Here is a 24486-nt window from a genome sequence, read left to right as displayed (position 1 = left end):
ATGGGCACCCAAACAGATCGGGTGCTAAATGAGCGAATTCCTTACCCCTGAAGCCCTCTCCGCACTGCTCCAGGTCATCATGATCGACCTGGTGCTTGCCGGCGACAATGCAATCATCATCGGCCTGGCGGCCGCCGGCCTGCCCAAGGACCAGCGGGCCAAGGCGATCCTGATCGGCATCATCGCCGCCACGGTGCTGCGCATCGGCTTTGCGGCCGTCACGACGCAGCTGTTGCAGATCGTCGGCCTGTTGTTCGCCGGCGGCGTGCTGCTCCTTTGGGTCTGCTGGAAAATGTGGCGCGAACTGCGCTCGGGCGGCCACCACGACGAGCTTGAGGGCACTGAGGCCGTCGCCGGTCAGGACCTGAACAGCGATGGAACCGTCGCCGGCGCGGCGCCGCGCAAGACCTTCGCCCAGGCGGCCTGGCAGATCGTCATCGCGGACGTGTCGATGTCGCTCGACAATGTGCTGGCGGTGGCCGGCGCGGCGCGCGAGCACCCGGGCGTTCTCGTCTTCGGCCTGGTCCTTTCCATCGCGCTCATGGGCCTGGCGGCAAGCTTCATCGCCCGGCTGCTCAACAGGCACAGGTGGATCGCCTATGTGGGCCTCGCCATCATCCTCTATGTCGCGCTGGAGATGATGTATCGCGGCGGCAACGAGTTGCTGGCGCAGCTCAACTGATCGAGGCGGCATGCGGAGCGGGGCGGGGAGGCCGGCAAGGCTCCCCCGCCCGTCCTATCCTTCCAGCACCAGGTCGGCGCCTTTCTGGGCAACCATGATCGTCGGCGCATTCGTGTTGCCGGAGGTGAGATTTGGGAAGACCGAGGCGTCGATCACGCGCAGGCCTTCCGTCCCGTGCACGCGCAGCCTCGCATCGACCACCGCGCCGTCGGGTTCCGCGCCCATCCGGCAGGTACCCGCGGGATGGAAAACGGTACCGCAGCGCTGGCGGAAGTCTTCCAGTATGTCCGCGTCGGACATGGCGCTGAGCACGGGGGGAATGGCCTCGGCTATGAGCTCCCGCATCGCGCTCGTCGCGGCAATGCGCTGCATGAAGCGTCCACCGGCGATCACGTCCTGAACGTCCTTCTCGGTTGCGAGGGAATTGGGCACGATTGAGGGCGGGTCACCGGCTTTCGGCGAGCGGATGTCGATGCGCCCGCGGCTCGTCGGCCGGGTCGGCTGAAAGCAGAGGATGAAGCCTGGATACGGGTCCAGCATCAGCCGCTCGCGCCGGCCGGCGGTCACTTTGGCGTAGGTGATCGGGTTGAAATAAAGCTGCAGGTCCGGCCGTGCCGCTGCCGGGCTGGAACGGACGAAGCCGCCGCACTGGTTGACGCTCAGGGAGAGCGGCCCGCGCCGCGTCAGCACATATCGCAGCCCTGCCATGACCTTGCCGTGCCAGGGATGGAGCAGGTCGTTCAGTGTCGGCTCCCTCGCCTTGAAATAGTAGCTGACGGCCAGATGATCCTGGAGATTGCCGCCGATATTGACGTTATCGAGGACCACGCCGATGCCGAGGCGCTGCAGGAGCGCTCCCGGGCCGAGGCCCGAAAGCTGCAGGATCTGCGGCGAGCCGACCGCCCCGGCGCTCAGGATGACCTCGCGGCGTGCCGACGCGCTCAGAATGCGGCCTGCGCATTCGTACTCGACCCCCGTGGCGCGGCGACCGGAAAAGAGGATGCGCCGCACAAGCGCATCGGTCCGCAGGCGGAGGTTGCGCCTCGTGAGGGCCGGGCGCAGGAATGCGTCAGCCGCAGAGCAGCGAAAGCCGTTGCGCGTGGTGATGCGATAGAAGCCCACCCCTTCCGGCTCCGGACCGTTGAAGTCCTCGCTGATACGAAGGCCGAGCTCTTCCGCCGCGGCGAAATAGTGGCGGCTCAGCGGGTGCATTTCGCGCGAGACATCGGCGACATGGAGCGGCCCGGTCCCTCGGCTCAGCGCGCCGTCCACCATTTTCTCCGAGCGTTCGAAATAGGGCAGCACGTCCTCCCAGCCCCAGCCGGGGTTGCCGGCATCGCGCCAATCGTCGAAGTCGCCGGGAAGGCCGCGGCAATAGACGAGGGCATTGATCGAGCTCGAGCCTCCGACGACGCGTCCGCGCGGCCAATAACCCTGCCGCCCAGCAAGGCCGGCATCGGGCTCGGTCGTAAAGCCCCAGTTCACGCGACGGTCGAGGAAGGTGCGGCCATAGCCGATCGGAACCTTGATCCAGACCCGCCGGTCGGATCCGCCCGCCTCGAGAAGCAGCACTCGGTGAAGGCCGGAGGCGGAAAGGCGGTCGGCTAGTACGCAGCCCGCCGACCCCGCTCCGACAATGATGTAGTCGAACTCCTCCATCCGGCAGCATGCTCCCACTGGCGCAAGGACCCTCGCCGCCGGCACGTTCGGCGGCCCCGTGTCCGGCGATAGCATGCGCGACGGGCGCGGGCGAGACCCGAGGCTTCTCAGACGATGCGATAGACCTGGCCGTTGCCGGCCTCGCGGTAGAAGTCCACGCGTGAGCCGTCCCAGTGATAGTCGATATGGCGGCCCTGGACGGGATTGGCCGCTCCGTCGGGATAGAAGAGGCCGACGCATTCTCCGCCTTCGCGGCGCACGCTCGGATAGACCACGCCCTCCGATCCCGCGGTGCGCAGGCGCGCGCCGAAAGCCTGGGCTTGCGAATAGTCGTCGGGGCTCAGCAGCGGCGCGTAGGCGTCGTCGCCTCCCCTGATATCGTGCAGGCGAGCGTTGATGTCGAGCACGATCTCACGGAACTGCGAGGTCCATCCGGGCGGCTCATTGGTGCGCGCCATGAACCGGGCGTGATGGTGGATCGTCTCGAACAGGGCGACTTCGAAGGTGTTGCCGGCATAGAGCACGCCGAAGGTGCCCGGGCTGAAGCGGCTCGGCCGGTCGGCGCTGACATGGGTGAAGGGCGCCATCAGATAGGTCGCGCCAGGTCCGGCGACCCGGCGCTCGGGCGGCACCAGGTCGAGATTGCCGATGCTCTCCATCAGCCGCGGATTGGTCTTCATCTCGGCAGAGACCAGAAGAGGCCAGTCGGCCGGATCGGCGATATCCTCGAACAGGTCGATCGGCGGAAAGATGCTGCGGATGATCCGCACCGCGCCCTGCCATTCGACATGGGAGACCGGCACGGCGGCAATGTCGATCACCAGGCGCCGCGCTCCCCGTCGAGATAGCGGCGCACCCGCATCAGGTCGGTAAGCTCGCCCCGCAGCATCACCTCGCGCGCCGAGCGGCCGGCAAAGGCTGAGTTGGGCGATCGTATCCAGTCATAGCCGCGCTGCGCCTCGCGGAAGATGATGCGCAGCGCCTTGTGAATGCCCATGATGTTGGAAAGCCGCGCCTTCTGGTCACGGTCGAGCCGACCCATCGCGCCGGCCTTCCAGCGCCGGTAGGTCCGCAGCGGCAGGTCCAGCAGCACCGCCGCCTCCTCGTCCGTCAGGCGCCAAAGCCGGAAGAGGTTGACGGCGGCGCGGAACATGGCGGCGCCTTCGTCGTCCGTGATCGGCTCTGGCGTGAAGTCCGGCGGCACGGTTTCTACTGGCTGCAATCGCGGCATTATTGTATCTCCTTTGGCAGTATATATCGTTGTTGATGCCAAATGGCAAGACAGGCACATCTGCCGATGGGAGCCCAACTGCCCCGCTTCGCCCTCCCGCGTCGGACACCTATATTGGTCGGAGTGAAGGTGAAGCGCGCCACGGGGACGAGGCATGACCAAGCAGACGCAGTTCAACATCTGGTACTGGATCGCTGCCTTTATCGGCCTCTTTATTTTCCAGTATCTCTATACGGCCAGCCAGCAGATCGCGCCCATCGCCTATAGCGAATTCGAGCAGTATCTGCGCGAGGGCAGGATCGCCGAGGTGGCCGTCTCGGACCAGTTCATGCAGGGGCGCTTCAAGGAGCCCCTTTCCAGCGGCCAGACGCAGTTCGTTACCACCCGCGTCGATCCGCAGATCGCCGAGGAGCTGCAGCGCTACGGCGTGCGCTATTCCGGCGAGGTCGAGAGCAGGCTGATCAGCAACATCCTCTCCTGGGTGATCCCCGTCGCGCTCTTCATCGGCGTCTGGATGTTCCTGCTCAGGCGCATGAGCGCTGGCTTCGGCGGCGGGCTGATGCAGATCGGCCGGAGCAAGGCGAAAATCTATGTCGAGCATGATACCGGCGTCCGCTTCGAGGATGTGGCGGGCGTTGACGAGGCAAAGGAAGAGCTGAAGGAGATCGTCGCCTTCCTGAAGAATCCCGGCGAATACGGCAGGCTTGGCGGCCGCATGCCGAAGGGCATCCTGCTCGTAGGTCCCCCCGGCACGGGCAAGACGCTTCTCGCCAAAGCGGTGGCCGGCGAGGCCCGCGTCCCCTTCTTCTCCATCTCCGGCCCCGAATTCGTCGAGATGTTCGTGGGCGTCGGCGCAGCGCGGGTGCGGGACCTCTTCGAGCAGGCGCGTGCAAAGGCCCCGGCCATCATCTTCATCGATGAGCTGGATGCCCTCGGCCGGGCCCGTGGCATCGGCCCGCTCGCCGGCGGCCACGACGAGAAGGAGCAGACCTTGAACCAGCTCCTCGTCGAGATGGACGGATTCGATTCGGCCGCCGGCCTCGTCCTGCTCGGGGCGACGAACAGGCCGGAGATTCTCGATCCGGCCCTTTTGCGCGCCGGCCGCTTCGACCGGCAGATCCTCGTTGACCGGCCGGACCGGATCGGCCGCATCCAGATCCTCAACGTGCATATGAAAAAGGCCAAGCTGGCACCGGACGTGGACGCCGAGAAGGTCGCCGCGCTGACGCCCGGCTTCACCGGCGCGGACCTGGCCAATCTCGTCAACGAGGCGACGCTGCTTGCCACGAGGCGGGGTGCGGACGCGGTCAGCATGGAAGGACTTCAACAACGCGGTGGAGCGTATCATCGCGGGGCTCGAAAAGCGCAACCGGCTGCTCAATCCGCGCGAGCGCGAGATCGTCGCCTATCACGAAATGGGTCATGCGCTGGTGGCGCTGGCGCTGCCGGGCGTCGATCCCGTCCACAAAGTGTCGATCATCCCGCGCGGCGTCGGCGCGCTCGGCTATACGATCCAGCGGCCGACGGAAGACCGCTTCCTGATGACGCGCGAGGAGCTGGAGAACAAGATGGCCGTCCTTCTCGGCGGCCGGGCGGCGGAATGGATCGTCTTCGGTCATCTGTCCACCGGCGCGGCCGACGATCTCGCCAAGGTCACCGACATCGCCCGCGCAATGGTCACGCGCTACGGGATGTCGGAGAAGCTGGGTCACGTGGCCCTGGAAAAGGACCAGCGGAGCTTCCTGACGCCCAATCCAATGGCCGGCGGCCCGCGCGAGCGCGATTTCTCCGACGAGACCGCGGCCACCGTGGACGAGGAGGTGCGGCGCATCGTGGACAGCGCCTTCGCCCGCACGGTCGAGCTCCTGCGCGAGCGCCGCCCGGTGCTCGATGCCACGGCGCAGAGGCTGCTGGACAAGGAGACACTGGACGAGGCGGATCTCAAGGAACTGACCGGCGTCAGGCCGAAATCGCCTGCGGACCGGGTTTTCGCCGCAAGTCCGTCCGCCTAGTACCCGAGCTTCTTCGCCCAAGCTTGCCGGTCCAACCTCTTGAATTCTAGGCATTTCTTCCTATCTCATCGGTGTCGGCGCCCATGAGGGGCCGACATACGGGACACATGTCCCGGACGCTTCGTATCCATGTTGCTCAAAGGAGGATGTGGACTATGAGGACTCTGGACTTCTCTCCCCTGTTCCGGTCGAGCATCGGCTTCGATCGGGTCTTCGACCTGCTTGAACGCGCCAGCACTGTCGAGCCCATCGACAACTGGCCGCCCTACGACATCGTCAAGACCGGTGATGACAGCTACTAGGTCAAGATGGCCGTGGCGGGCTTCATGCCCGACGAGCTGGACATCACCTACCAACCCAACATGCTGGTCGTGAGCGGCAGCAAATCGGCCGAGGATAGCGGCGACTATGTCCATCGCGGCATCGCCACCCGCTCCTTCGTCCGCCGCTTCGAACTGGCCGACTATGTCGAGGTGGTGAATGCCAGCCTGAACAACGGCCTGCTGATCATCGACCTGAAGCGGGAACTCCCCGAGGAGATGAAGCCGCGGCGCATCCAGGTGCAGCTCGCGGACGCTCTCCCCGCTTCCAACAAGACGATGCAGATCGAGGGCCAGAAGCAGGCTGCCTGACCCTGCTCGGCAGATCATGGCGGCGCCGGCCAGGCCGGCGTCCGCCTGGCAGATACCGGAAAGGAGGAACGACCATGACCATTCGTGATCTCATACCGTGGGGGCGCGGCAACAGCCAGACGCCCGCCGTCAATCCCTTCCTGGACCTGCACAGGGAGGTGAACCGCCTGTTCGACGAGGCATTCCGCGGCTTCAACATGCCGACTTCCTTCGGCAGCTTGTCGTCCTTCGCGACCTGGCCGTCCCTCGAGGTGAGCGAGACCGACCGCGACATCAAGATCACCGCCGAGGTGCCCGGGCTCGACGAGAAGGACATCGAAGTCCTGCTCCAGGACGGCGTGCTGGCGCTGCGCGGCGAGAAGCGGGCGGAGACCGAGGATAAGGACCGCCAGTTCAGCGAGCGCTTCTATGGGCGCTTCGAGCGGCGCATTCCACTTGGCGTCGAGATCGATGAGGACAGGGTGAATGCCCATTTCAAGAACGGCCTGCTCACCGTGACGCTGCCCAAGAGTGAGCGCGCGCAGAGCAAGGCAAAGCGCATCGCGATCAACGGCAGAAGCTGACTTTGCTGGGCCGGCCGTCACTGGCCGCGCCCGGTCCTTGATCGCAGGAGAGCGCAGATGATCGTGAAGAATTTTGCGGTCCCGGCTCCCGCTTCGGCGGCGAATGACAACCAGCCGGCAGCGCCGGCCCTTTCCATGGGACGCTCGCTGTTCGCGGAAGACGCGGTCGCACGCATCTGGAAGCCGGCCCGGTCGGTGATGACCTTGGCGCGCGGCGGGACCGGCGGGTGGCGCCTTACCTTCGAGCGGCGCACGCCGCCCTTCGTCGAGCCGCTGATGGGATGGACGGGCGGACGCGACACGCTCGTGCAGGTGGAATTGAGCTTCCCCACGCTCAACGCGGCCATCGCCTATGCCGAGCGGCAGGGGCTTGCCTATTCGGTGCTCGGCAGAGCTGACCGGCGGCCGGCCCAATCGCCCGCGATCCGTCCGCGGAAGGCATTGCAGATTGAAACCTCACTCCCTGCCTTGGCCGAGGTTGCAAGCCGCACGGCGGAACCGGCCGCGCCGGAGGACCTGCCGCGCCGGGCCGCCTGAGGAGGTGCAGCATGAACGTGTTCCTGCCTTTCGAATGCGAGCGGTTCATGGGCAACCGCTTCCTGCTGGCGGTGGCCGCCGCCGCGCGCACGCGCGCGCTCAATCGCGGCGCGGAGCCGCTCGTTTCGGCTGACGGCTCTACGAATGTGGAGATCGCCATGCGGGAGATCGCAGCGGGCAGCTGGCGGGAGGAGGAACTCCATGACCTCCTGACCGGCCGCGCGCAGGCCGAGGACAAGCCCGACAGCCTGCCCGTTTCGGACGATTTTGCAGAGCTTCGCGGCGGCGGAAAGGCTGCCGCCGCGATCGCTTCCCATTGAGGGAGGCGCTTGTCAGACTGGAAAGGAGACGAACCATGTGGAAGAACGTGACGAATAGCTCGATGGACATGGTCCTCGATGCTGCCAAGGTGATTGCCGGCCTTTGCCTCGCGCTCAGCCCGTGGATGGTCGGTTTCACCGGCACGGCGGCAGCCGCCTGGAACGCCTGGGTCATCGGCGCGATCATCGCGATCCTCGCCATCTGGGCGCTGGCGGCTTTCGATCCGTGGCAGGAATGGCTGAGCCTCGTGGCCGGCATCTGGGCGATCGCCGCGCCGTGGGCGCTCGGCTTCTCAGACCTCAGCGGGGCCGCAATGACCCATGTCGTGATCGGCGCGATCGTGGCCATCCTCGCGGGGGCCGAACTCTGGCACTCGCATGACCGCACCGTCTCGACGGCCTGAGCGGTCCGCCAGCGGAGTGCCGGCCAGTCCGGCACTCCCGCCGGTTCCCTGCGGGAAAGTATCTTCAGCTCCGGTAGCTCTCCCGCGCCACCGCCGAATAGGGGCAGGGCGCGACGGTGGCGCGCACTTCCATCTGCACATGGCGCTCGACGACGGGCCGTGGCGTGCCGCCGTCCTCCTCACCCCAGGTCAGGACGACCTTGGTGCCGGGTTCGGCATGGCGCTCGTCGATCATGGCGAGCGATAGCCAGGCGCGCTCATTGGCATTGTAGCCGGAATAGGTGGAGAGGCCGACGATCTCGCCACCGATCGACACCTTGTCATAGGGCAGGGTGGCATAGTGGGAGGCCGGCATCTCCAGATATTTGCCCGGTTCGCCCTTGCCGAGGAGGCAGATGCGGATGACGTCCTCGTCGTTCCAGACGAGGGTCACCTTCCTGCGGTGCGGCCCCTTCGCCTTCTCCTCCAGCGCCGCGCGGCCGATGAAATCATGGTCGAACTTCACCACATGGCCGTAGCCCAGGTCCCAGGGCGTGAGATAATAGTCCTCCACATTGTCCGAATAGAAGCTGCCGCCGAGCGAGGACATGGCTTCGAAGCCGTCGGCCGGCAGCCATTCCCGATAGGCCTTCATCTTGTCGCCGGAATAGATCGCCGGCATGGGCGAAGGTATCCAGCCCGCTTCCAGCACGCTGGTGGAATAGGCGCGGAAGCCGGAAGGCCGCAGCCCGAACTCGGCGCCCGCCTCCAGCACGGCCGCGCGGATCTCCGGCCCTTCCTCGGAAGGCCCCCAGAACTCCAGCCCCGGCTCGCCGGCCATGCCGTGCTTCAGGCAGCGCACCTTGCGACCGGCGATGCTGATCTCGCCCATGCCAAAGAATTTCATCTCCGGGAGCGGTCCGCCATTCAGCTTCTCAAGGATTTTCCAGGCGTTCGGCCCCTGGAGCTGGTAGCGGTAGGTCCTGCGGCCCCTCCGGTTGGCGACGGCGCGCTCGTCGCGGTCCACCGCCACGTCATAGCCGCCGGTCCTGGCCTGGAACTCCACCCAGTTCATCACCGGCGGCCGGCCGACCAGGCTCGCCCGGTCCTCCGCAAGGCAGAAAAGGATGGCGTCGCCGATCACATAGCCGTCATGGCTGCAGGGGACATACTGCTTCGCCTTGTTGGGGCCGAAGTTCCTGAAGCTGTTGACGCCGAGGTCGGAAAGGAGGCGCAGCAGATCCGGCCCCTCGAAATACACGTCCGTCATGTGGACGGACTGGTCGAAGAGGACGGCGGTTTCGCGCCAGGCCTTCTGCTCGTCGCGCCAGTTGGAGAATTCCGCCTGTATAGGATAGACATAGGCGCCCATCTGCGAACTGCGCATCATCCGCACCGGGGAGCCTGCCTCCGCGATCTTCTGCTCGAGGTTATCCGCGGCCATTCTTTCCTCCCGGACTTGCCGTCGCCAGCCATCCCGCTACGGTGCAGATCCTGGTCGCAGATGGCGGCGAATCCGCCAGCGGAAAGGTGGCGTCGCAATCCGCGGGCGAATTGACCGTTTCCTCGTTTTCACGTACTTGAAATTACATGATGATGAAAGACAAGTCCTCCGCCTCTGTCAAGTCGGCGGCCCGCGCGATGGATATCCTTGAGCAGGTCTCTCGCCGCGGCGCGGCCACGGCGCGCGAGATCAGCCGCGCGACGGGCATTCCCGAAAGCAGTCTTTCCTATCTCCTCACCACGCTCGTCAGCCGCAACTGGCTCGCTCCCGCTCCCGACCGCTCCTATGTCATCGGGCCGGCGCTGGCGCGGGTGGCGTCCGGCAATCCGCCGAGCCTTACCGAGCGAAGGGCTGCCATGGTGCGCGCCGTCGCGCGCGCGACCGGCGAGACGGCCTCGCTCTTCATCCGGCGCGATAACGACGTCGAGGTGGTCGAAGTCGAATTGTCGAGCCACGCATTGCGCTTCACCCCACAGCGGGGGATGCGCGTGCCCATGTACAGCTTCGCCTCCGGAAAGGCGCTGCTGGCCGCCATGCCGAGGGATGAGCTCGACGCCTATCTTGCGAAGGTGCCGCGCACGCGCTTCACGCCGCATACGCTGGCCGACGAACAGAAGCTGCGCTACGACCTGCGCCTTACGGCAGCGCGCGGCTATGCGCTGTCGCGGGAGGAACACACGATCGGCGTCATGGGCATCGGCGTGGCGCTGGATACCCAATACAGCGTCAGCGTCGCCATCCCGTCCCCCCGCTTCGAGCAATCCACCGAGAAAACGGTCTCGGGAGAGATCAACCGCATCATCGATGAGATGAGCTGCCGGGAAACCGAGGCGGCCTAGGGCCTTCTCAACCTGGTTCTTCCGGCGGGCGCACAGCTCTGCCGTGCCGCGCTTGACAGGGCGCCTTCCACTGTGTTTCATGAGTGTGGAATTACATATACATGAAATTGCACTCCACCTGGGAGGAAGCGTCGAATGGCAAAGCGCAGTCTCGAGGACCTGCTGCGGGAGAGCGGCAATCCGGCAAAACTTCTCCGCAACCAGAAGACCGGACCGAACGTCTATCCGGGCGTCCCGCCTGAATTCACCAACTGGCGTGACGAGCAGGCGGCCTGGCAGAAGACCTGCGTCTTGTTCAACCAGTCCTACCACATGGCGGATCTGGCGGTGGAAGGGCCGGATGCGCTGAAGCTCCTGTCGCATCTGGGCATCAACAGCTTTGCCAATTTCACCGTCGACAAGGCCAAGCAGTTCGTTCCATGCAGCTATGACGGATACGTCATCGGCGACGTGATCCTGTTCCATCTGGCCGAGAACAGCTTCAACCTCGTCGGCCGCATCCCCGCGCTGAACTGGGTCCGCTTCCATGCGGAGACCGGCGGCTACGACGTCAAGGTGGAGCTCGACGAGCGGTCGGCCGCGCGGCCCGATCCGTTCAACCGCAAGTCCTACCGCTTCCAGGTGCAGGGGCCGAACGCGGTCAAGGTGGTGGAAAAGGCGACGGGCCGTCCGGCGCCGGAACTGAAATTCTTCAACATGACGACCATCGAGATCGCCGGCAAGAAGGTGCGGGCGCTGCGCCACGGCATGGCAGGCCAGCCGGGCTACGAGCTCTTTGGCCCCTGGGCGGAAGGCGAGGCCGTGCGCGAGGCGCTCGTGAAGGCCGGCGAGGAATTCGGGCTGCTGCAGGTGGGCGGCCGCGCCTATTCCTCCAACACGCTGGAATCCGGGTGGGTCCCATCGCCGCTTCCCGCCGTCTACACGGGCGAGAGCATGAAGGCTTTCCGCGAGTGGCTGACGGAAGACAGCTACGAGGCCAAGGCCTCGATCGGTGGCAGCTTCGCCTCCGGCAATATCGAGGATTACTACCTGACGCCCTGGGATCTGGGTTACGGCCATGTGCTGAAATTCGATCACGACTTCATCGGACGCGAGGCGCTCGAAGCGCGCGCCAAGCAGCCGCACCGCAAGAAGGTGACGCTCGCGCTGGAGAACGAGGACGTCATCCGCGTCTTCGCCTCGCAGCTGGAAAAGGGCGACGGGCGCGGCAAGTTCATGGAATTCCCGTCCGCGGTCTATTCCATGCACCCTTATGACAAGGTGATCACCGGCAACGGCAAGACCGTCGGCATCTCCACCTGGGTCGGCTACAGCTCGAACGAGCGCAAGATGCTGACGCTGGCTATCCTCGAGGAGGAGTATGCCCAGCCGGGCCAGGAAGTGATCTTCGTGTGGGGCGAGGAGAATGGCGGCACGGCCAAGCCGACCGTCGAGCCGCACAGGCAGATGGAGATTCGCGCCATCGTGAGCCCGGTCCCCTATGTGGAGACCGTTCGCAAGACCTATGTCGAGGGTGGCTGGCGCGCGGCAGGCGGCCCGAGCGCATAGCAAAACGCCGTCCAGGCCGGAGGGCGTCGGTCCCTTCGGCCGGCGCGGGCGTCGCAACCCGAAAAGAAACCGTCGTGTCTCGCCGTGCTCCACGAGGGCGGACGCAGGCACCTTGCTCTCTCAAGCTTCTGGAGATGTTGATGACATTGTTTGCGCGGAGCATAGGAAGGGGCGAACAGCCCGCCGGCGAGGCCGCCGGCTTGCTCAAGGGATACTCGATTGAGATCACCGCGAAGGACGGGAAGGGCCTGGAGGAAGCTGCACCGCTTCTGGTGCCCGGAACCTCCGTATCGGTCACCTTCCTGCCCGGCGAGGAGGTCGACGCACGTGTCGCAGCCGCCGCGAAGGTGCGCCAGCTTGGCTTCCGGCCCGTCTCCCACGTTTCCGCCCGGCGCCTAAAATCCGAGGCGGAACTCAAGGGCTTCCTGTCTCGGCTGAAAAACGAGGCGGGGATCGACAGCGCCTTTGTAGTGGCGGGCGACCCGCCGCAGCCCGAAGGTCCCTATGAGGACGCGCTTGCCATCATAAGGACGGGCCTGCTTGCGGAGCACGGGATCAGGCGCGTCGGCATCTCCGGATATCCGGAAGGCCATCCGGACATCTCCGAAGAGAAGCTCTGGGCGGCGGTCAAGGAGAAGCACCGCATCCTCGGGGGCCTTGGCCACGAGTGCGAGATCACGACGCAGTTCGGCTTCGATGCCGAGCCGGTCTTCACCTGGCTCGAGCGGCTGCGCGAGGAAGGCGTCGACTCCAATGTGCGCATCGGCGTGGCGGGCCCCGCGAGCGTGAAGACGCTGCTGCGCTTTGCGGCGCGCTGCGGCGTCGGCGCCTCCGCCAAGGTGATGTCGAAATACGGCCTGTCGATCACGAAACTGCTCAACACCGCCGGTCCCGACCCGATCATCCATGATCTCGCCGCCGGGCTCGATCCGAAGGTGCACGGAAGCGTGACGCTCCATTTCTACCCGTTCGGGGGCGTCAAGGCGACGGCGGAGTGGATCAGGAATTTCGCCGCGCAGCACGGATAAACGGCCATGACCTCCTTTGTGCTCACCGCATTCTGCCGCGATCGGCCCGGGATCGTCTCGGCAGTCTCGACGGCGATCTTCGAGGGCGGCGGGGACATCCAGGACCTGCAGCAGTTCGGTGACACCCCGACCGGTCAGTTCTTCACGCGCATCCTCTTCAGGGGCGGCGGCCAGCATGAGGAAAACTTCCGCGCGGCCCTCTCGCCGGTCGCCGAGCGGTTCGGAATGACATGGTCGCTGAGGGACCACGATGCGCGGCGCCGCGTGCTGATCCTCGTGTCGCGCTTCGACCACTGCCTTGTCGACCTGCTCTATCGCTGGCGCTCGGGCGAACTCGCCATGGACGTGGCGGGCATTGTCTCAAATTATCCGCGCGAGACCTACAGCAACATCATGCTCAGCGACCTGCCCTTCTGGCATCTGCCGATCATGAAGGAGACGAAGGCTGAGCAGGAGCAAGAACTCAAGCGCGTGATCGAGGAGACCGGGGCAGACCTCATCGTGCTCGCCCGCTACATGCAGATCCTATCCGACGAGATGGCGGCGGAGCTCAGCGGCCGCTGCATCAACATCCACCATTCCTTCCTGCCGGGCTTCAAGGGCGCAAAGCCCTACCATCAGGCCTTCGAGCGCGGGGTGAAGCTGATCGGGGCCACGGCCCATTACGTCACCGGCGATCTCGACGAGGGTCCGATCATCGAACAGGATGTCGAGCGGATCAGCCATCTCGACACGCCGGACGACCTCGTGCGCAAGGGACGCGACATCGAACGGCGTGTGCTCGCCCGCGCCGTGCGCTATCATCTCGACGACCGGGTGCTTATCAACGGCAGCAAGACCATCGTCTTTCCGGAATAACGACGCGGGCTGCCGGGTCGGGGAGGGCAGGCCATGCATATCGCATTCATCGGGTTCGGAGAGGCGGCGCGCGCTTTCGCCGGAACGCTGCGCGAAAAGGACTCAACTCTCACTTTCTCCGCTTATGATATCCTACTCGGGACGGAGAAGGAGGCCGGCATCCTCGCCGCCGCCGAACAGGCCGGCGTGAGGATGGAGCCTACGGTCGCCGAAGCGGTCGCAGCGGCCGACTGGGTGATCGCCGCCGTGACCGCGGCTTCCAGCCTGGCGGCCGCCAAGTCGGTAGATCAGGCGCTTCGCCCTGGCCAAGTCTATATCGACATCAATTCGGTTTCCGCAGGGGTGAAGCGGCAGACCGCGGCACTCCTCGCCCCCAGGGGCGCCGTCTATGTGGACATGGCCGTCATGTCGCCGGTCCATCCGCGCGGCCACCGCTCGCCGGTCCTGGTAGCGGGCGAGTTCGATCGAGATCTGCTGGATCTCTTCGCGAAGCTCGGCTTCGATTTAGAGTTCGTAGGCGCCGAAACGGGCATGGCCGCCACGATCAAGATGGTGCGCAGCCTGTTCGTGAAGGGGCTGGAGGCCATCACCGTCCAGGCCATGGTGGCTGCGCACAGGGCGGGGTGCCTGGACCGCGTTTTCGCCTCGCTCGCCAAGTCCTTCCCGCAGTTCGAATGGGAGCGCTTCGTCGGCTACCAGTTCGAGCGCGTGGCGACGCACGGGGTCAGGCGCGCAGCGGAGATGCGCGAGTCGGCGCTCGCCATGAGGGAACTCGGCCTGCCGGAAGGGGAGGCGCTGGCCGCGGCGATCGCCGAGCTGCAGAGTGCCGTGGGAGAAAGGCAGCTTCCCATCCGCGCCGGCAAGGAGCCCGCCGAACTGGCGGCCCTGGTCTCCGAGGCGCTCGGCGAGCGCGAGGGGTGAGCGATCCGCATCAGTCCGGACCGAGGCCACATCAGCCATGATTTCCAAGGGTCTGAGCTGAGGTTGCTATAGGCATCTGTAGGAGAAACTTATCCCGGCGGCAGAGTTCGAATTGGCCGAGCAGCAGGCTCGGGACTAACAATCCGGAAGGACTGCAGGGGGCTGAACGGCCGACCGGCAGCGCCGCTGTTTGGGAGGAATTGATGAACGCTCTTCTGAAGCATTCGATCGGTTTGCTCATGCTGGCTTCGAGCATCTCGGCGCCGGCGGTCGCAATGGCCGAGGAACTGTCGCTCGCGCATTTCGTTGCGCCGAGCCACGTCGTCACGGCTTCGGTCGTGGAGCCGCTCGCCAAAGGCGTGGAGGCCGACAGCGGCGGCGATCTGACCATCCGCGTCTATCCGGCCGGCGAACTGGGCGCCGGGCCCATGGAGCAGTATGTGCGCGCCGTCCAGGGCGTCGCCGACATCACCTGGGGCCTCGCCGGCTACACCTCCTCGCAATTTCCCAAATCCATGATTGTCGAGATGCCCGGCGCCATCCCCGAGGGCGTGACCGGCTACGACATGCTCTGGAACGCCTTCGAGCAGCATCTCGCCGGCGAATTCCCCGGCACGCGCCCGCTGGCGCTCTGGGTTTCCGAACCCAGCATCTTCATCATGAAGGACCGCGAGATCCGCAAACCCGAGGATCTCAGGGGCTTGCGCATCCGTGTTTCCGGCTCCGTGCCTGGCGCGCTGGTGGAGGCGCTCGGCGCCACGCCGGTGCAGATGCCGGCGGGCGAGATGTACAACGCCCTGCAGACCGGGCTGATCGACGGCATCGTCACCGGCGCCAGCGCGATCAACGATTTCAAGCTGGACGAGGTGGCGAACTCCTACACGGTGGGGGCGCCGCTCGGCCATATCCTGTTCTATCTGGTGATGAACCAGGCGCGCTATGACGGGCTTAGCGACGAGCACAAGGCCATCCTGGACAAGCATACCGGACGCGGCCTTTCGCAGAAGGGTGAGGAAGGGTGGAACGCCTCCGCCGAGCGCACGATGGAGACTGTGCGCGCGGACACCAACAACAACGTGATCGACCTGACGGAGGAGGAGATCGCCCCGTTCAAGGAGATCGCCGACAATCTGCGCGAGAAGCTGATCGCCGATATGGACGCCCAGGAGATCCTCGACGCAATGGTGGCGAAGAACTGAGCCGGCCCGGCCAAGCGATCCGATGATGGCCTTGCGCAAGCTCGTGGACAGGCTGATCGGCCTGGCCAACATCCTGGGGAGCGCCGCGCTGGCGCTCGTCACGGCCATCATCCTGTTTGACGTGATCGGGCGCTATTTCGGCGCGCCGCTGCGCGGAGCGCAGGATCTCGGCCAGATGGGGATGGTGATCATCGTGTTCGGTGGCATGGCCTATTGCAGCCGCCAGGGCGGGCATATCGCCATCGACATCTTCGAGAACTCCTTCCCGCCGCGCCTTAATCAGGCGATCGATATCGCCGTGGCCTTCCTTGGCGCCGTGCTGTTCGCCGCCATCGCCTGGAAAGTGATCCAGTCGGCGCAGCTTTCGCTGATGCTCAACCTCGCCACCAACATCATCCACCTTCCAAAAGCCTGGTTCCAGTGGGCGCTCGCCGCCTTCTCGGTCCTCACCTCGCTAACCATGCTGCTGCGCGGCATCGAGCTCATCCTCGTCGGCGGCATCCGCGAGGAGCGCAAGGAGGCGATGCTGTGAGCACGACGGCCATCGGCCTCCTGGGCCTTGTTGTCCTTTTCGTGCTGTTCGCGCTGCGCGTGCCGGTCGCCTTCGCCATGTTCACGGTTGGGCTCGTTGGCGTCTCCATTCTCTCCAGCCCTAGCAACGCCTTGAACCTGCTGGCGAGCGAAACCTTCACGCTCGCCTCCAGCGCCGAACTGATCGTGGTGCCGCTCTTCATCCTGATGGGCAATGTGGCGACAGAGAGCGGCATGAGCCGCCGGCTCTATGATGCGGCCTATGCGCTGATCGGCTCCATCAAGGGCGGCCTCGCCTCCGCCACCATCATTGGCTGCGGCGGCTTTGCCGCGCTCTGCGGGTCGTCGGTCGCGTCGGCGCTGACAATGGGGCGCGTCTCGCTCGGGGAAATGGAGCGGTTCAACTACAGCCCGAAGCTGTCGACGGGCGCGGTGGCCGCGGGCGGCACCCTCGGCATCCTGATCCCGCCCTCGACCGGCTTCGTCGTCTACGCCATCCTCACGCAGCAATCGATCGGGCGTCTTTTCCTGGCGGGCGTCCTGCCCGGTCTGATGCTGCTCGTCATGTTCATCATCCTGATCACGGCGCTGTCCTATCTGTGGCCCGATTACGGCCCGCCGGGCCCGCGCACGAGCCTCAAGCAGAAGTCGGCGGCGCTGGCGGGCGCCATCCCGATCCTGATCATCGTGCTTTTGACCATCGGCGGCATCTATCTTGGCTTCTTCTCGCCTGTGGAGGCGGCGGCGGTCGGCGCGGGGCTGGTGATCCTCTTCGGTGTCCTGACCGGGCAGCTGAAACCCGACGCGCTTTATCGAGCGCTGCGCGATTCCATCGTCACCACGGCCACGGTGATGCTGATCCTGATCTCGGCACACCTGCTGAACCCGTTCCTCGCGCTGAGCCGCATACCGCATGAGGTGGCCGGATTCCTGACCGGGCTCGATATCGGCACGACGGCGGTGCTCGCCCTCATCCTGGCCTGCTACATGGTGCTGGGGCTCTTCCTCGAGGGCTTCGCCATGCTGGTGCTGACCATGCCCATCTTCTTTCCGGCGGTCATGGCACTCGGCTTCGACCCGATCTGGTTCGGCGTCCTCGTCGTCATCACGCTGGAAATGGGGCTGATCAGCCCGCCGGTGGGCGTCAATGTGTTCATCGTCAAGTCTGTGGCGCCCAATGTGCCGCTGCGCGACATCTTTATCGGCGTGGCGCCATTCTGGTTCGTGATGCTGCTTGCCGTCATCATCCTGGTGCTCTTCCCGCAGATCGCGCTCTATCTGCCCAACACGATGATCGGATAGGAGGGCGAATTGGCCAAACGACCGTTCTTCCGCGCGGACCAGGTGGGCAGTCTCCTCCGCCCGCCTTCGGTGCAGGCCGCGCGCCGCCGCTGGCGTAACGGCGAGATCGGCCGCGACGAATTGCGCGCTGCCGAAAACGAGGCGATCGGCGAGATGGTGCGCCGGCAGGAGGAGATCGGGCTCCTCTCCGTCACCGACGGCGAGGTGCGGCGCGAGAATTGGTGGATCGATTTCGCGCGGGCAATCCCCGGCATCTCGATCGAGCAGCCGGCGGTGTCGGAGAGCTTTGCGGGCAACCGGCACGTGCCGCTCAATGTGACGGCGCGGGAGCGCATCGTCTGGCGGGAGCCGGTGATGGCGGCGGATTTCCGCGACCTGGCCGCGCTCACCAAGGTGACGCCGAAGATCACCATCCCTTCGCCGAGCCGGCTGCATTTCCATGCCGGGGACGGCGTGGCCGATCCGGCCGCCTATCCGGACATCGACGCCTTCTGGTCCGATGTCGTCGCTTTCTACCGGGCCGAGATACGCGCGCTGGAGGAGGCCGGCTGCCGCTATATCCAGCTCGACGATCCGGTGATGAGCTATTTCGTCGATCCCCGCCACCGGGCGCATATGCAGGAGAGGGGGCTTGACCCCGACACCACGCTGTCTCGCTATGTGGAGGTGATCAACCAGGCGATCGCCGAACGGCGGGACGACACGCTCCTGTCGCTGCATATCTGCCGCGGCAATGCACGTTCCAGCTGGGTGGCGAGCGGCGGCTACGACGCCATCGCCGACCTTGTCTTCCCGACGCTCAAGGTGGATGCGCTCTTCCTCGAGTTCGACGACGACCGCTCGGGCGATTTCGGCCCGCTGAAGAAGACGGACGGCCAGAAGATCATGCTCGGACTGCTCACCACCAAGACGGGGGCGCTGGAGGACCGCGACCTGATCCTGCGTCGGATCGACGAGGCGAGCGCCGTCATGCCGCTGGAATGGCTGGCCGTCAGCCCGCAATGCGGCTTCGCTTCGACGGAGGAGGGCAATGTGCTCACCGAAGAAGATCAGTGGAAGAAGCTGAAGCTATGCGTGGATCTGGCGTGCGAGGTCTGGGGCCGCATCGACGGATGACCCGCGCCCGGCGGCGCAGGACGTGATTGCGGACAAGAAGAAGGAAAAAGACGATGGCTGAACCCTGCTTCGACGTAGCCCATCTTGGCCATGTGGAGGTGCTGACGAACAAGTTCGACGAGAGCCTGAACTTCTTCGTCAACATCTACGGCATGACCGAGAGCGGGCGCGACGAGAACTCCGCTTATCTGCGCGGCTGGGACGACTACGAATTCCATTCGCTGAAGCTGACCCGTTCCGACACCACCGGCATGGGCCACGTGTCCTACCGCGCGTCCTCGCCGCAAGCGCTGGAGCGCCGGGTCGCCGCGATCGAGAAGATGGGGCTCGGGATCGGCTGGGTGGACGGTGACCTCGGCCACGGCCGCGCCTATCGCTTCAAGAGCCCGGACGGCCATGTCTTTGAGCTCTATTACGACACCAATCTCTATGTGGCCCCGCCGCATGAGCGGCCGGCGCTGAAGAATGTGGCGCAGCGCTATCACGGGCGCGGCGCCTGCGTGCGGCGCATCGACCATATCAACCTGCTCGCCAGAGACGTCGCCGCGATCCGCGACTTCATGCTCGAGGCGCTCGGCAGCCGCATCACCGAGCAGGTGGTGCTCGACAATGGCCGGCTTGCCGGCTGCTGGTTCACCGTCAACAACAAGAGCTACGACCTTGCCTGCACGGAAGACCATTACGGCGCTTCCGGCCGCTTCCACCACCTCACTTACGCGGTTGATACGCGGGAGGAGATCCTGCGCGCGGCCGATATCTATCTGGAGAACGGCGTCTTCATCGAATCAGGCCCGCACAAGCACGCGATCCAGCAGACCTTCTTCCTTTACGCATACGAGCCGGCCGGCAACCGGGTCGAGATCGCCAATGCCGGCGCGCGGCTGATCCTCAGGCCCGACTGGCAGCCGATCACCTGGACCGAGGCCGAGCGCAGGAAAGGGCAGGCCTGGGGCATGAAGACGATCGAGACATTCCACACGCATGGGACGCCGCCCTTCGACCCGGCGACGCAGTCCTGAGGAGCACAGCGATGAGCAACAAGACGGCCCTGGTCATCAGCGCCCATTCGGCGGATTTCGTCTGGCGCTGCGGCGGCGCCATCGCCCTGCACCAGAAAAAGGGCGTGGACGTCACCGTGGTCTGCCTCTCCTTCGGCGAGCGCGGCGAGAGCGCCAAGCTCTGGAAGAGCTCCGGCGCGACGCTGGAAGGCGTGAAGGCGGCACGGCGCGGCGAGGCGGAGAGTGCCGCCAAGGCGCTCGGGGTGCACGACATCCAGTTCTTCGATCTCGGCGACTACCCGCTGGAGATGGACCGCGAGGCGAAATACCGGCTGGTGGACGTGATCCGGAAGGTGCAGCCGGCCTTCATGCTCTCCCATTCCATGGAGGACCCCTACAACACCGATCACCCTTACGCGACGAGGATGGCGCTCGAATGCCGCATGATCGCGCAGGCCTGGGGCCACAATCCGGGCGAGAAGGTGCTCGGCGCGCCGCAGCTCTATCTCTTCGAGCCGCATCAGACCGAGCAGTGCAACTGGAAGCCGGACACCATCCTCGACATCACAGAAGTGTGGGAGCAAAAGCGCGCCGCCATCGAATGCATGGAAGGCCAGCAGCACCTGTGGGAATACTACACCAATGTGGCGGAGAACCGGGCCAACCAGTTCCGCCGCAATTCCGGCGGGCAGGCGGGCGGCCGCGAGGCCAAATATGCCGAGGCCTTCCAGTCCATCTTCCCGCGAACCGTGGATGAACTGTGATGGGTGTCGTCGTCCAGAACATCGCGCGCGCCGAGCCGGACGTGATCGCCGGTCTCGCCGAATGCGGCGTTGCGACGGTGCATGAGGCGCAGGGGCGCACCGGGCTTCTCGCCTCCTATATGCGGCCGATCTATTCGGGCGCGCGGATCGCCGGATCGGCGGTGACCATCTCGGCGCCACCCGGCGACAACTGGATGCTGCATGTGGCAATCGAGCAGGTGAAGGATGGAGATATCCTGGTGCTTGCGCCCACCTCGCCGTCGGACGCCGGCTATTTCGGCGACCTTTTGGCCACATCGGCCATGGCGCGCGGCTGCAAGGGCCTCGTCATCGATGCCGGTGTCCGCGACATCGCCGATCTTACGAAAATGCGCTTTCCCGTCTGGTCGCACTATGTCTGCGCCCAGGGGACGGTGAAGGAGACGCTAGGCTCGGTCAATGTTCCGGTTGTCTGCGCCGGCGCGCTTGTCAATCCGGGCGACGTGATCGTCGCCGACGATGACGGCGTCTGCGTCGTGCCGCGCGAGAAGGCGGCCGAGGTGTTGAAAGCCTCACAGGCGCGCGTCGCGAACGAGGAAGCCAAGCGCCAGCGCCTAGCGGCCGGCGAACTCGGCCTCGATATCTACAAGATGCGCGAAAGGCTGAAGGAAAAGGGCCTGAAATATGTCTGAGGGCATTCGCGCGATGTGGATGCGGGGAGGAACCTCGAAAGGAGGCTATTTCCTCGCCTCCGACCTGCCGCAGGAGCCGCAACAGCGCGACGCGCTGCTGCTGCGCATCATGGGCTCGCCCGACCCGCGCCAGATCGACGGGCTGGGGGGCGCCAACCCGCTCACCTCCAAGGTGGCCGTGGTGAAGCCCTCGGAGCGGGAAGGCGTCGACGTGGATTTCCTCTTTCTGCAGGTTTTCGTGGACCAGGCGATCGTCACGGACTCGCAGAATTGTGGCAACATCCTCGCCGGCGTCGGCCCTTTCGCCATCGAGCGGGGGCTCGTGCCGGCAAAGCCTGGCAAGACCGATATCCGCATCTTCATGGAGAACACCAGTCAGATCGCGGTCGCGACGGTAGACACCCCCGGGGGCACGGTCAATTACGCGGGCGACGCGCGCATAGACGGCGTGCCCGGCAGCGCGGCGCCCATTCCCATCGTCTTCCAAGATACTGCCGGCTCCTCCTGCGGAGCGCTCCTGCCTTCGGGCAAGCCGGTCGATGTGATCGACGGCGTCGAGGTGACGCTGATCGACAACGGCATGCCCTGCGTCATCCTCGATGTGGCCGATTTCGGCGTCTCCGGAGAGGAGTCGCCGAAGGAGCTCGAGTCGAATGCGGAGCTCAAGGCAAGGCTCGAATCCATCCGCCTCAAGGCAGGGCCGATGATGAATCTCGGCAAGGTGGCGGAAAAATCCGTGCCGAAGATGGTGCTGGTCAGCCCGGCGCGGCAGGGCGGCGTGATCTCGACGCGCAGCTTCATCCCGCATCGCGTTCATGACGCGATCGGCGTCTTCGGCGCGGTGAGCGTCGCGACCGCCTGCCTGCTCTCGGGCGGGCCGGCGGTGAAATACGCCAAAGTTCCGGACGGCCGCACCAAATCCATGTCGGTCGAGCACCCGACCGGCGAATTCACCGTGATCGCCAATCTCGACGAGAGGGGCGAGGTTCAGTCCGCCGGCGTGCTGCGGACGGCGCGCAAGCTTGCGGACGGTTTCGTCTTTCCGTGAGCGGGCGGTGCCGGAACTAGTTCAGCGCGTGGAGCAGGCGCTTCCCGAATTCTCCGATGCCGTCGTAGATTACGGCATGCAGTCTTATCCCAATCTGCGCCACATCCGTCTTTTCGATGCGGCGGTCGTGCTCGGCTCGCTCTCCCGGGCCGCCGAAGCGGTCCACATCTCCCAGCCGGCCGCCTCGCAGGCCATCTCGAAGCTGGAGGCGCTGTTCGGCGGATTGCTGCTCAACCGGCAGGGCGCCGGCGTCTTCCCCACCGAGCGGGGCGCGATCCTTGCGCGGCGCGCGCGGCGGAGCCTTGAGCTTCTGCGCGAGGCGAGCGTCAGCCTTGCCCGCCAGTCGCGCATCGGCAAGGGCCTGGCGGCTGACCTGCTGGAGGTCCATGCGACGATCGCGCAGCTGAGGGCGCTCGCCGCCTTCGCCGATGCCGGCAGCTTCCTGGCCGCTGCGCGCCTTCTCGGGCAGGCGGAGCCGTCCGTCCAGCGGGCTGCCCGGCAATTGGAGAGGGTCGGCGCCGTGCCGCTGTTCGACGGCGCCTACCGCTCGCTGCGCCTCACGCCCTCGGGCGCGATGCTGGCGAGCCGGGCGCACCTGATCCTGAGGGAGCTCGACAGCGCCCGCGAGGAGGTGCGCGAATATGAGGGCTTGTTCGATGGGAGGGTGGTGATCGGCACACTTCCCCTGGTGCGGACCAGGATCATCCCGGCCGCAGTCGCAAAACTCTGCAGTTTGCGCCCGCAGGCAAGCGTGGAAATCCTGGACGGGGACTATGACAGCCTTGCGGGGGCGCTGCTGACCGGAAAAATAGATCTCCTGGTCGGCGCACTGCGGCGGCAGACCGTCGAAAAAGGACTCGTCCAGGAGACGCTGTTCAGCGACGGCGTGTCGATCATAGCCCGTGCGGACCACCCGCTGCTCGCCAAGCGGAGGATCACGCATCGGGACCTGGCCGACTATCCGTGGGTCCTGCCGCGCGAGGGCACGCCCACGCGCGCGATCTTCAACGCGCTGGCAGAACAATTCCCTGCGGAATGGAGGTCGAAGGGAACGATCGTCACGGGATCCCTGGTGGCGATCAGGGGCATATTGCTGCAGACGGACCGCCTGACGATCCTCTCGCGGCAGCAGATCGAGTATGACGAGCGCGCCGGTCTCCTCAGCGTTGTCTCCTTCGCGCTTCCCCATTCGGAGCGGCCAATCGGCATGACCCGGCGCAGCAACTGGGAGCCGACGGCGCTGCAGCGGGATTTCATTGAGGCGCTGCGCGAGGCATCATGCATCTGAAGTTTCACATACGTGAAGGGTAATCTCCGCCGGCTCGAAGGCGTGCGTGGATGATGAGCTCAGTCGTAAGAGCGCCGCCGCTATTTCGGCGCCATCCGAATGGCTCCGTCGAGCCGGATCGTCTCGCCGTTCAGCATCTGGTTCTCGACGACATGGCAGGCAAGGGCCGCAAATTCCTCCGGATCGCCAAGGCGCGGCGGGAAGGGCACCTGCGCGCCCAGGGATTGTTGCGCCTCCTCCGGCAGTTCGTCGAGCATCGGCGTGCGGAAAATACCCGGCGCGATGCTGACGACGCGGATGCCCGAGCGGGCGAGGTCGCGGGCGATCGGCAGCGTCATGGCGACGATCCCGCCCTTGCTCGCCGAATAGGCGGCCTGGCCGATCTGGCCGTCGAAGGCGGCTACGGACGCGGTGTTGACGATCACTCCGCGCTCGCCGCCATCCAGCGGGTCGGCATCCTGCGCCTGCGCCGCGAAAAGCCGGACCATGTTGAAGGTGCCGACCAGGTTCACCTCGACCGTCCTGCGGAAGAGATCCAGCGGGTGGGCGCCGTTCTTCCCCACCGTGCGCCCGGCAGTCGCAATCCCCGCGCAGTTGACGAGGATGCGCGGCGTGCCCAGGTCAGCCTCAATGTGGGCGAAGGCTGCCTCGCCCTGTTCGGCATTCGACACCTCACACGCAATCGCGATGCCGCCGATCTTCCCGGCGGTTTCCTCGGCGCGCGCTGCATTGAGGTCGAGCACCGCCACTCGCGCGCCGCGCGCTGCGAGCGCGCGCGCCGTGGCCGCGCCGAGCCCCGATCCGCCGCCTGTGACGACCGCCACCACGCCTTCGGGTTTCATTCTATCTCCT

At 65.6% G+C, this 24486-nt stretch carries 24 protein-coding genes and 2 pseudogenes; 21 read left to right on the top strand and 5 right to left on the bottom strand.

All coding sequences use genetic code 11. From position 1 onward, the window contains the following. The first annotated feature begins 28 nt into the window (after positions 1–28). On the top strand, positions 29–682 hold the full coding sequence (locus RIN79_RS02520) for a TerC family protein (RefSeq protein WP_309083035.1): 654 nt from the start codon (positions 29–31) through the stop codon (positions 680–682). Between the two features lie 54 nt (positions 683–736). On the opposite strand, the gene RIN79_RS02515 is transcribed toward RIN79_RS02520, so the two are convergent. From RIN79_RS02515 to RIN79_RS02505, 3 genes are all read right to left on the bottom strand, one after another. Then, positions 737–2341, bottom strand: a complete 1605-nt coding sequence (locus tag RIN79_RS02515; protein WP_309083034.1) for a GMC family oxidoreductase N-terminal domain-containing protein — start codon at positions 2339–2341, stop codon at positions 737–739. A 107-nt stretch (positions 2342–2448) separates the two neighbouring features. Next, positions 2449–3165 carry an RES family NAD+ phosphorylase gene (locus tag RIN79_RS02510; protein ID WP_309083092.1) on the bottom strand — a complete coding sequence of 239 codons (717 nt, stop codon included), beginning with the start codon at positions 3163–3165 and terminating at the stop codon, positions 2449–2451. Further along, positions 3159–3572 carry an MbcA/ParS/Xre antitoxin family protein gene (locus RIN79_RS02505; RefSeq protein ID WP_309083033.1) on the bottom strand — a complete coding sequence of 138 codons (414 nt, stop codon included), beginning with the start codon at positions 3570–3572 and terminating at the stop codon, positions 3159–3161. Before RIN79_RS02505 ends, RIN79_RS02510 begins: the two co-directional genes overlap by 7 nt. 154 nt (positions 3573–3726) lie before the next feature. On the opposite strand from RIN79_RS02505, the pseudogene ftsH reads away from it, so the two are divergent. From ftsH to RIN79_RS02475, 6 genes and pseudogenes are all read left to right on the top strand, one after another. After that, positions 3727–5584, top strand: a pseudogene (gene ftsH, locus RIN79_RS02500) (ATP-dependent zinc metalloprotease FtsH). A 155-nt stretch (positions 5585–5739) separates the two neighbouring features. Next, positions 5740–6216: pseudogene (locus RIN79_RS02495) on the top strand (Hsp20 family protein). Between the two features lie 74 nt (positions 6217–6290). Further along, positions 6291–6779: an Hsp20/alpha crystallin family protein gene (locus RIN79_RS02490; protein WP_309083032.1), complete on the top strand. Its 489-nt coding sequence runs from the start codon at positions 6291–6293 to the stop codon at positions 6777–6779. Between the two features lie 57 nt (positions 6780–6836). Further along, positions 6837–7316: an NADH dehydrogenase ubiquinone Fe-S protein 4 gene (locus RIN79_RS02485; protein WP_309083031.1), complete on the top strand. Its 480-nt coding sequence runs from the start codon at positions 6837–6839 to the stop codon at positions 7314–7316. Positions 7317–7327: 11 nt separating this feature from the next. Further along, positions 7328–7636, top strand: a complete 309-nt coding sequence (rpoZ, locus tag RIN79_RS02480) for a DNA-directed RNA polymerase subunit omega (RefSeq protein WP_309083030.1) — start codon at positions 7328–7330, stop codon at positions 7634–7636. A 35-nt stretch (positions 7637–7671) separates the two neighbouring features. Then, positions 7672–8040, top strand: coding sequence for an SPW repeat protein (locus RIN79_RS02475; RefSeq protein WP_309083029.1), 369 nt, complete (start codon positions 7672–7674; stop codon positions 8038–8040). Positions 8041–8104: 64 nt separating this feature from the next. On the opposite strand, the gene RIN79_RS02470 is transcribed toward RIN79_RS02475, so the two are convergent. Further along, positions 8105–9463: an aminomethyltransferase family protein gene (locus RIN79_RS02470; protein WP_309083028.1), complete on the bottom strand. Its 1359-nt coding sequence runs from the start codon at positions 9461–9463 to the stop codon at positions 8105–8107. Positions 9464–9609: 146 nt separating this feature from the next. On the opposite strand from RIN79_RS02470, the gene RIN79_RS02465 reads away from it, so the two are divergent. From RIN79_RS02465 to RIN79_RS02400, 14 genes are all read left to right on the top strand, one after another. Beyond that, positions 9610–10362 carry an IclR family transcriptional regulator gene (locus RIN79_RS02465; protein ID WP_309083027.1) on the top strand — a complete coding sequence of 251 codons (753 nt, stop codon included), beginning with the start codon at positions 9610–9612 and terminating at the stop codon, positions 10360–10362. A gap of 135 nt (positions 10363–10497) precedes the next feature. Further along, positions 10498–11910 (top strand): aminomethyl transferase family protein, encoded by a 1413-nt coding sequence (locus RIN79_RS02460; RefSeq protein ID WP_309083026.1) that lies wholly within the window; start codon positions 10498–10500, stop codon positions 11908–11910. Positions 11911–12050: 140 nt separating this feature from the next. Next, positions 12051–12938, top strand: a complete 888-nt coding sequence (locus RIN79_RS02455) for a methylenetetrahydrofolate reductase (protein ID WP_309083025.1) — start codon at positions 12051–12053, stop codon at positions 12936–12938. A 6-nt stretch (positions 12939–12944) separates the two neighbouring features. Beyond that, positions 12945–13796 carry a formyltetrahydrofolate deformylase gene (purU, locus tag RIN79_RS02450; RefSeq protein ID WP_309083024.1) on the top strand — a complete coding sequence of 284 codons (852 nt, stop codon included), beginning with the start codon at positions 12945–12947 and terminating at the stop codon, positions 13794–13796. A 33-nt stretch (positions 13797–13829) separates the two neighbouring features. After that, positions 13830–14717, top strand: a complete 888-nt coding sequence (locus RIN79_RS02445; protein ID WP_309083023.1) for a DUF1932 domain-containing protein — start codon at positions 13830–13832, stop codon at positions 14715–14717. 203 nt (positions 14718–14920) lie between these two features. Beyond that, positions 14921–15916 carry a TRAP transporter substrate-binding protein gene (locus tag RIN79_RS02440; RefSeq protein ID WP_309083022.1) on the top strand — a complete coding sequence of 332 codons (996 nt, stop codon included), beginning with the start codon at positions 14921–14923 and terminating at the stop codon, positions 15914–15916. A gap of 22 nt (positions 15917–15938) precedes the next feature. After that, positions 15939–16448, top strand: coding sequence for a TRAP transporter small permease (locus RIN79_RS02435; protein WP_309083021.1), 510 nt, complete (start codon positions 15939–15941; stop codon positions 16446–16448). Beyond that, the gene (locus RIN79_RS02430; protein ID WP_309083020.1) at positions 16445–17749 is read left to right on the top strand and encodes a TRAP transporter large permease; all 1305 of its coding nucleotides are present in this window, start codon (positions 16445–16447) and stop codon (positions 17747–17749) included. Before RIN79_RS02435 ends, RIN79_RS02430 begins: the two co-directional genes overlap by 4 nt. Positions 17750–17758: 9 nt before the next feature. Further along, a complete protein-coding gene (locus RIN79_RS02425) occupies positions 17759–18865 on the top strand; it encodes a 5-methyltetrahydropteroyltriglutamate--homocysteine S-methyltransferase (RefSeq protein WP_309083019.1) in 1107 nt (368 codons plus the stop codon). Positions 18866–18918: 53 nt separating this feature from the next. Continuing rightward, on the top strand, positions 18919–19884 hold the full coding sequence (locus RIN79_RS02420; RefSeq protein ID WP_309083018.1) for a catechol 2,3-dioxygenase: 966 nt from the start codon (positions 18919–18921) through the stop codon (positions 19882–19884). 11 nt (positions 19885–19895) lie between these two features. After that, positions 19896–20627, top strand: coding sequence for a PIG-L deacetylase family protein (locus tag RIN79_RS02415; protein WP_309083017.1), 732 nt, complete (start codon positions 19896–19898; stop codon positions 20625–20627). Next, positions 20627–21298, top strand: a complete 672-nt coding sequence (locus RIN79_RS02410; protein WP_309083016.1) for a 4-carboxy-4-hydroxy-2-oxoadipate aldolase/oxaloacetate decarboxylase — start codon at positions 20627–20629, stop codon at positions 21296–21298. Before RIN79_RS02415 ends, RIN79_RS02410 begins: the two co-directional genes overlap by 1 nt. Then, the gene (locus RIN79_RS02405) at positions 21291–22346 is read left to right on the top strand and encodes a 4-oxalomesaconate tautomerase (RefSeq protein WP_309083015.1); all 1056 of its coding nucleotides are present in this window, start codon (positions 21291–21293) and stop codon (positions 22344–22346) included. Before RIN79_RS02410 ends, RIN79_RS02405 begins: the two co-directional genes overlap by 8 nt. A 7-nt stretch (positions 22347–22353) precedes the next feature. Beyond that, positions 22354–23634: a LysR family transcriptional regulator gene (locus RIN79_RS02400; RefSeq protein WP_309083014.1), complete on the top strand. Its 1281-nt coding sequence runs from the start codon at positions 22354–22356 to the stop codon at positions 23632–23634. Positions 23635–23714: 80 nt separating this feature from the next. On the opposite strand, the gene RIN79_RS02395 is transcribed toward RIN79_RS02400, so the two are convergent. Further along, entirely contained in the window at positions 23715–24476 is a 762-nt protein-coding gene (locus tag RIN79_RS02395) for an SDR family NAD(P)-dependent oxidoreductase (RefSeq protein ID WP_309083013.1), read from the bottom strand. Positions 24477–24486: the final 10 nt, after the last annotated feature.

It is taken from the genome of Chelativorans sp. (genome assembly GCF_031180965.1).
GTDB lineage: Bacteria > Pseudomonadota > Alphaproteobacteria > Rhizobiales > Rhizobiaceae > Chelativorans.
The sequence above is the reverse complement of the archived record's forward strand: the minus strand, read 5'-3'. Positions and strand labels throughout refer to the sequence as shown.